General features: G+C 62.4%; 7 protein-coding genes. 2 read left to right on the top strand and 5 right to left on the bottom strand.

Annotated features, from left to right (window positions below):
• The 4 genes from NKI19_RS32420 to NKI19_RS32405 form a co-directional block, all read right to left on the bottom strand.
• A partial coding sequence (locus NKI19_RS32420; protein WP_502899377.1) for a nicotinate-nucleotide diphosphorylase occupies positions 1 to 352 on the bottom strand: 352 nt, incomplete at its 3' end.
• Positions 352 to 1,893 (bottom strand): L-aspartate oxidase, encoded by a 1,542-nt coding sequence (locus NKI19_RS32415; protein ID WP_352567426.1) that lies wholly within the window; start codon positions 1,891 to 1,893, stop codon positions 352 to 354. The genes NKI19_RS32420 and NKI19_RS32415, both read right to left, overlap by 1 nt.
• Positions 1,890 to 2,864 (bottom strand): quinolinate synthase NadA, encoded by a 975-nt coding sequence (gene nadA, locus NKI19_RS32410; RefSeq protein ID WP_352567425.1) that lies wholly within the window; start codon positions 2,862 to 2,864, stop codon positions 1,890 to 1,892. Before nadA ends, NKI19_RS32415 begins: the two co-directional genes overlap by 4 nt.
• 65 nt (positions 2,865 to 2,929) lie before the next feature.
• Positions 2,930 to 3,895 (bottom strand): NUDIX hydrolase, encoded by a 966-nt coding sequence (locus NKI19_RS32405; protein WP_352567424.1) that lies wholly within the window; start codon positions 3,893 to 3,895, stop codon positions 2,930 to 2,932.
• Between the two features lie 338 nt (positions 3,896 to 4,233).
• Here NKI19_RS32405 and panB point away from each other — a divergent pair, with 338 nt between their 5' ends.
• Positions 4,234 to 5,058, top strand: a complete 825-nt coding sequence (gene panB / locus NKI19_RS32400; RefSeq protein ID WP_352567423.1) for a 3-methyl-2-oxobutanoate hydroxymethyltransferase — start codon at positions 4,234 to 4,236, stop codon at positions 5,056 to 5,058.
• Between the two features lie 16 nt (positions 5,059 to 5,074).
• A complete protein-coding gene (gene panC, locus NKI19_RS32395) occupies positions 5,075 to 5,968 on the top strand; it encodes a pantoate--beta-alanine ligase (RefSeq protein ID WP_352567422.1) in 894 nt (297 codons plus the stop codon).
• 286 nt (positions 5,969 to 6,254) lie between these two features.
• Here the strand turns inward: panC and NKI19_RS32390 are convergent, their stop codons facing one another.
• The gene (locus NKI19_RS32390) at positions 6,255 to 6,392 is read right to left on the bottom strand and encodes a hypothetical protein (protein ID WP_352951287.1); all 138 of its coding nucleotides are present in this window, start codon (positions 6,390 to 6,392) and stop codon (positions 6,255 to 6,257) included.
• Positions 6,393 to 6,483 lie beyond the last annotated feature (91 nt).

Genomic DNA, 6,483 nt, shown 5'->3' with positions numbered 1-6,483 from the left:
TCGCAATGCCGCTGAGATGGCAGAGAAAATTGAGTGCAGTGCGCTCGGCCGCAAGCATGCCACGCGCCGGTCCACTCACCCTTGCAATGGTCTCACCCGCCGCGACCTTGCTGCCGTCCAGGCGTCCAAAATTTATGTCGATCGACGGATCAACAAGCATGAAAGCGTAGGCGACCAGATCAAGCCCAGCGAGAACGCCAGACTGCCGCGTTCTGAACGCGAAGGTGGCCCTGCAGTCAAAAGGCACAATCGCATCGCTGGTAAGGTCACCGGCTTTGCCCAGATCCTCAAGTAGAGCGCTACGCACGATCGGCTCGATCACGATACCGGGAAGGGGTGGAGGTGACGTCATCAGGCACTCCGTTCCGCGGGCCGCAGACTAAGTTCGGCCGCAACCGTCATTGCTGAGGCGAAGGTCAAGCGCGAAGACCGGGCCTGCGCGCTGCGTGTGGGGAAGTCCGACCTGTAATGCGAGCCGCGGCTTTCCTCGCGCCGAAGCGCTGCAATGGCGATCATCAGCGCGATCAAGGCGGGATCGGAAGCGCCAGTGTTGCGTACCGCCATCGGCAGCAGCGTTTCCACGGTGTCGGATAGTGCTTGCCCGTCCCGGATAACACCGAGCCCATTGGACACAGCGTGGCGAACGGAGGAGGGGTCCGGTCGCGGGGGTGCCTTTGCGACAAGCCTTGGCCACTGCCAGCCCGCAGGAGCGGCAGCTACGCTTTGCGCGACCCACAACGAGGTCGTCACGGCCTCGGTCAGCGAGTTGCTGGCAAGCCGGTTCGCCCCATGCAGACCGGTACATGCAACCTCACCGCAAGCCCACAAACCCGGCACCGTGCTGCGGCCCGCCGCATCCACGGCCACGCCGCCCATGTGATAATGTGCCGCCGGGCGAACCGGAATCGGCTCAACGGCAGGATCGATTCCGGCGTCCCGGCAATGCCGGGCAACAGCTGGGAAGCGCTTGGCGAACTTCTGGCCGAGGGACTGCCGGGCATCAAGGTAAACACGATGTCCGGTGCCAAGCTGCTGCCATACGGCCCGTGCCACGACGTCGCGCGATGCCAGCTCGCCGCCAGGCGTATCGCATAGAAAGCGGTGCCCGCACTCGTCGATCAGCACTGCGCCTTCGCCGCGGACCGCTTCGCTCACCAACGGCATGGGCCGCTGCGAAACGTCGAGTGCTGTCGGGTGGAACTGGATGAATTCCAGATCGGCGAGTTCTGCACCGGCGCATGCGGCGAGCGCCAGGCCGTGCCCGAATGAGCCGGCCGGATTGGTCGTGTCTCTGAACAGGGCGCCGATACCGCCGCTCGCAAGAACCACGCGGCGCGTCGGAAATATTATTGCCTGTCCACCTTTTGCCGCCACAACGCCGCTGACCGCACCATTTTCCACAATGAGCCGGCGGGCTTCCATGCCTTCCAGAATTGTGATCGATGGCGTTCGCCTCACAGCGATGATGAGCGCGCGTACAAGCTCGCGGCCCGTAGAGTCACCCCCGGCATGGACGATCCGGCGACGGGAATGCGCTGCCTCGAGCCCGAGCCGCAGTGTCCCGTCCCACGAGCAGTCGAAGGCGACGCCCAGGTCCATCAAATTCTCGATGGCTCGGTCTGCCGCATTCAAAACGCGTCTGGCCACACTCTCGTCGCAGAGGCCATCACCTGCAGCAAGCGTGTCTGCAAGATGCAGGTCTGGACTGTCGTCAGCGCCGAGGCTTGCCGCCAGCCCGCCTTGCGCGAGTGTGCTGGAGGTTTCGGTCCCGAGCCGCGTCGGGGAGAGAAGGTAAACGGGATGCGGCGCCAGATGAAGCGCGGTCATCAGCCCGGCAACGCCGGCTCCGATGATCACGGGCGCTCCCCTGATGTCGCCGACCTCTGGCGTCATACAGCAAGCATCCGCTCGACCGCACGCCGAGCACCATCAACCACTCGAGCATCGATGGTCACGATGTGGCGGGTTTCTTGCAGCGCCGTGCGAATGTTGGCGAGCGTGATACGCTTCATATGCGGACAGAGATTGCAGGGGCGCACGAACTCGACATCGGGGTGCTCGATGGCGACGTTGTCGCTCATTGAGCATTCGGTCATCAACACGACGCGCGCAGGCTTGTGCCGTCCGACGAAATCCGACATCGCCGCAGTCGAGCCGGCGAAATCGGCAACCGCGACAACTTCCGGCGGGCATTCGGGATGGGCAAGCACGGTAACGCCAGGGTAGGCATCCCGCAGCTCGCGAATGTCGGCTGGCGTGAAGCGCTCATGCACTTCGCAATGACCGTTCCAGGCGATGATCTCGACCGAAGTCTGTGCCGCGATGTTCCTGGCCAGGTATTCATCGGGCAGCATGATCACCCGCTCAACGCCAAGCGACTCCACCACAGCCAAAGCGTTGCCGGAGGTGCAGCAGATGTCCGACTCGGCCTTCACGGCAGCGGACGTGTTGACGTAGGTCACGACTGGCACACCAGGGTAGCGTTGCCGCATCAGCCGCACGTCGTCCGCCGTGATCGAGTCCGCCAGCGAGCAGCCGGCGCCAAGATCCGGAATGAGCACCGTCTTGTCCGGATTGAGAAGCTTCGCCGTCTCGGCCATGAAATGCACGCCGGCGAGCACGATGATGTCCGCATCGACGGTCATTGCCTTGCGGGCCAGCGCCAGGCTGTCGCCGACGATATCGGCGACGCAGTGGAAAATCTCGGGCGTTTGATAGTTGTGGGCCAGGATGACAGCGTTGCGCTCGCGCTTGAGCGCCAGAATAGCCTCGACGTCGTCGCTGAAAGCCGCCCATTCCACTGGGGGGATGATGCGCTGGACGCGCTGATACAGGGACGCGGCCGAAGGTATCGTCCCGCTCACCGGCGCCTCCCGTTTATAATCCATTCGACTATAAGGGGTATATATCTAGGTTGACTATAAGCGTGTCAACCCCGGGCCAGAGGCAATTTTGTCCCCGCAACGGCAGTTTCATCCAGCACGACATGGCGGAACTGATAGAGCTTGGCCGGGCGGCCGCCGGTATCCGGGGACGTCTCGCCAGTCTCCTCGACCAGTTCTTGCTGCTCGATGAGCCGGCGAAAGTTGGGCTTGTTGATCAGCCGGCCTGCCAGGGCTTCCACGGTCCGTTGCAGCTGCAGCAGCGTAAACACAGGAGGCATCAGCTCGAAGACAACTGGCCGGTATTTGATCTTCGAGCGCAAGCGCGCAAGGCCCGTGGCCAGGATGCGGCGATGGTCGGCAACCATCGTTGTCCCGGCTGTTGAGTCGGATGCGATCGACCGTTCGTCGCGGGTGGCCTCTGCCACCAGACCCGCCTCGTAAAGCAGCTCATAGCGCTGGAGCGCCAACTCTTCATTCCAGGGGCGCTCGTCGAGCCCGAAAGCAATGGCAGCCCGCCGCCGCCGCTCACTGCGCGTCGCAGTTTGCTCGGCATGAGCCGCCCAGGCAAGCAGACGCGGCTTCATAACATCCGCAATCAGTTTCGGTGTTCCGAGGCGGTGGTCCTCCCACGGAAAATAATCGTACCAGCTCCGCCAGGCGCAGGTGGATGCGCCGGTGGCATGTTCCTTCCGGGTCAAAGCGAGATAGCTGATGGAAATGACGCGCTGCTGGCGCCCGTCGGCGCGGTCGCGATCAGCGAACGTATAGAGCTGCTCAATATAGCCGAGGGGATGACCAGTCTGCTGCTCGACCCACGCCCTAAGACCTGACTGCAGCGATCGATGCTCCAGCGCGAACGGCCCCGAGGGCAGGCAATCCCCCTGCCCGATGGTGAGGACCGCTGGTTCACCGTCATTGACGGACACGACAACGGCAATCAGCTCCGCTTCGACTTGCTTGGCCTTGGCGGCGGCCCTACCGTTGCGTGTTGCTTTTGGGCGATCGTCCATGGTTGCCTGGGTTGGGCAGAGTTCAGTGAGAAGCTTCTCAATCGATTTAACCAGCGTGTAGCAGCCCGTTTAGCCTGTCAACACCACACTCTCCGTAAAGGCCTAGACCTTCGGTCTACACAAGAGTGTCGCAAACGCGAAGCCGCTCGGCAGTGACGCAAGGGAAGTGGGACTGGGCGCGAGATTAAGAGCCCGCTTTCGCACTCGTGCTCATTCGAAGCGGCGTCGCAGCTTGCGGAATAAATAGTCAGCAAATTATTGTGCACTGCAATTTCTCCTTCGCATCTGCACAAAGTTGTGGCAGATGCCTTCGGGTTGACGTTAGGTGAGGGAAGTCGGTGAGCGCAACGCGAGCAATCAGGGCCTTGACCCCACCGGACATTGCGACACGCAAGGGTGGGACGCCGCTGGTCTGTCTTACTGCCTATACAACGCCCATTGCACAACTGGTCGATGCTCACTGCGATGTCGTGCTTGTCGGTGACAGCGTCGGCATGGTGCTTCACGGCCTGCCTTCGACGCTCGGCGTCACGCTCGAAATGATGATCCTGCACGGCCAGGCTGTGCGGCGGGGCCTCGAACGGGCGCTGATGGTCGTCGACATGCCGTTCGGCTCCTATGAGGAAAGTCCTGAACAGGCTTTTCGCAATGCTGCCCGCCTGATCGCTCAGACAGGCTGCGCGGCGGTCAAGCTCGAAGGCGGCGAAAGCATGGCCGCGACGATACGCTTCCTTGCTGCGCGTGGCGTGCCGGTGATGGCTCATGTCGGCCTGACGCCGCAGGCGGTGAATGCACTCGGCGGCTACCGCGTCCAGGGGCGGGGCGACGATGCCGATCGCATCCAGCGTGATGCGGTCGCGGTGGCCGAAGCAGGCGCCTTCGCGGTCGTGCTGGAGAAGACACCTGAAGCCCTGGCGCGGCGGATCACGCAGGAGATTGCGATCCCGACCATCGGCATTGGCGCCTCGCCGGCCTGCGACGGCCAGATCCTCGTCGTTGACGATATGCTGGGCCTGTTCGGCGCCTTTCGTCCAAAGTTCGTCAAGCGATACGCCGAGCTGGGCGAGGCGGCTTCCGCGGCCATCTCGGCCTACTCGCACGACGTTCGTGAGCGCCGCTTTCCAGCGGCAGAACACGTGTTCGGCGACGAGCCGAAGACCTGAAAAGAGGAGATCCAAGGTGGGCATTCCCATTATTCGGACAGTTGCTGAACTGCGCAGCATCGTGGCCGTGTGGCGCCGGGATGGTTTGAAAGTGGCGGTCGTGCCGACCATGGGCGCTCTCCACGAGGGTCATCTCAGTCTTGTGCGAGCCGCCCTCGCAAAGGCCGATCGGGTGATCGTCACGCTCTTTGTCAATCCGAAGCAGTTCAATAGCCCGGCGGATCTGATCGCCTATCCGCGAACCGAGTATGACGATGCCGCCAAACTGGCGCCGCTCGGCGCGCACATCCTTTACGCGCCGGATGCGGCGGATGTATATCCGCAAGGTTTTGCCACGACGGTTTCGGTGAGCGCGGTGAGCGAGGGCCTTTGCGGCGCGTTCCGGCCGGGTCATTTCGACGGGGTGGCGACCGTCGTCACCAAGCTTTTTCTCCAGACCGGTGCCGAAATGGCATTCTTTGGCGAGAAGGATTTCCAGCAACTACACGTGGTGCGCCGGCTTGTTCGCGATCTCGACATCCCGATCGACATCATCGCGTGCCCGACGGTCCGCGAAGACGATGGACTGGCGATGTCGTCGCGCAACGCGCGGCTGTCGGCCGCTGAACGAAAAGCAGCACCCCGCCTGGCCGAAATCCTGTTCGAGACAGCCCGACGGCTGAACTCCGAAAACTGCATCGACCGTGTGCTCGACGAAGCACGGCAGGCCATCCTTGCTGCGGGATTTTCGCAAGTCGAGTATCTTGAGCTGCGCACGGGCGAGGACCTGGCTGTCATCGCCATTCCCAACCGACCGGCGCGACTGCTCGTCGCCGCCTGGCTTGGCCAGACTCGGCTGATCGACAATGTCGAGGTGTGGCCGCCACGAGGCAGGGTCGAAGGTTTCGTGGAGGCCGCGGCCGCCGCGTAAGCATCCTTTTTTGCTCGAGGCACAATAGGAGCGCCTGCAAGCTGGTCACGAACAGAATACCCTAGCAGCCACCGGCGGAACGATCTTACGCACCACGCGGGGTCTGACTAGCTGCGCCCTTGAAGTAGGCACCCACCACCAGAGCGTCTCGCTGCAAAACAGGCCGCACCGTTGACTTGTTGGTGTAATCCAGAAAGCCGACTACATGCGGCAATCAGTGACCGCCGCGGGAAGGGCTTCCCTGATCCGAATTGCCCGTGAGTTTTTTTGGGATCGGCCAAGTCGATCAGGGTGTCCCAGCGGCGAGCCGTGAAAAATCGAAGGTATTCACATAATCGCGAAATGCCACTTGCGCCTTGGAATGGTTCTTCAGGTGCGGGAAAATGAGCATCATTTCATAGGCTGGGATTTCCGTAAGCGCCACGCCGCTCCCCTCGTGCGGGGCATGAGGTGAATGTGCGAAGAATCCCGCCGATCGCGAGAGACGGAGGGCCTACGTGGGAGCAGACGGCAAA

Source organism: Mesorhizobium sp. M0751 (assembly GCF_040320265.1).
Lineage (GTDB): Bacteria > Pseudomonadota > Alphaproteobacteria > Rhizobiales > Rhizobiaceae > Mesorhizobium.
The sequence above is the reverse complement of the archived record's forward strand: the minus strand, read 5'-3'. Positions and strand labels throughout refer to the sequence as shown.

Coding starts and splice junctions, on each gene's coding strand:
- NKI19_RS32415 (WP_352567426.1), bottom strand. CDS start 1,893: ATGACGCCAGAGGTCGGCGACATCAGGGGAGCGCCCGTGATCATCGGA.
- NKI19_RS32405 (WP_352567424.1), bottom strand. CDS start 3,895: ATGGACGATCGCCCAAAAGCAACACGCAACGGTAGGGCCGCCGCCAAG.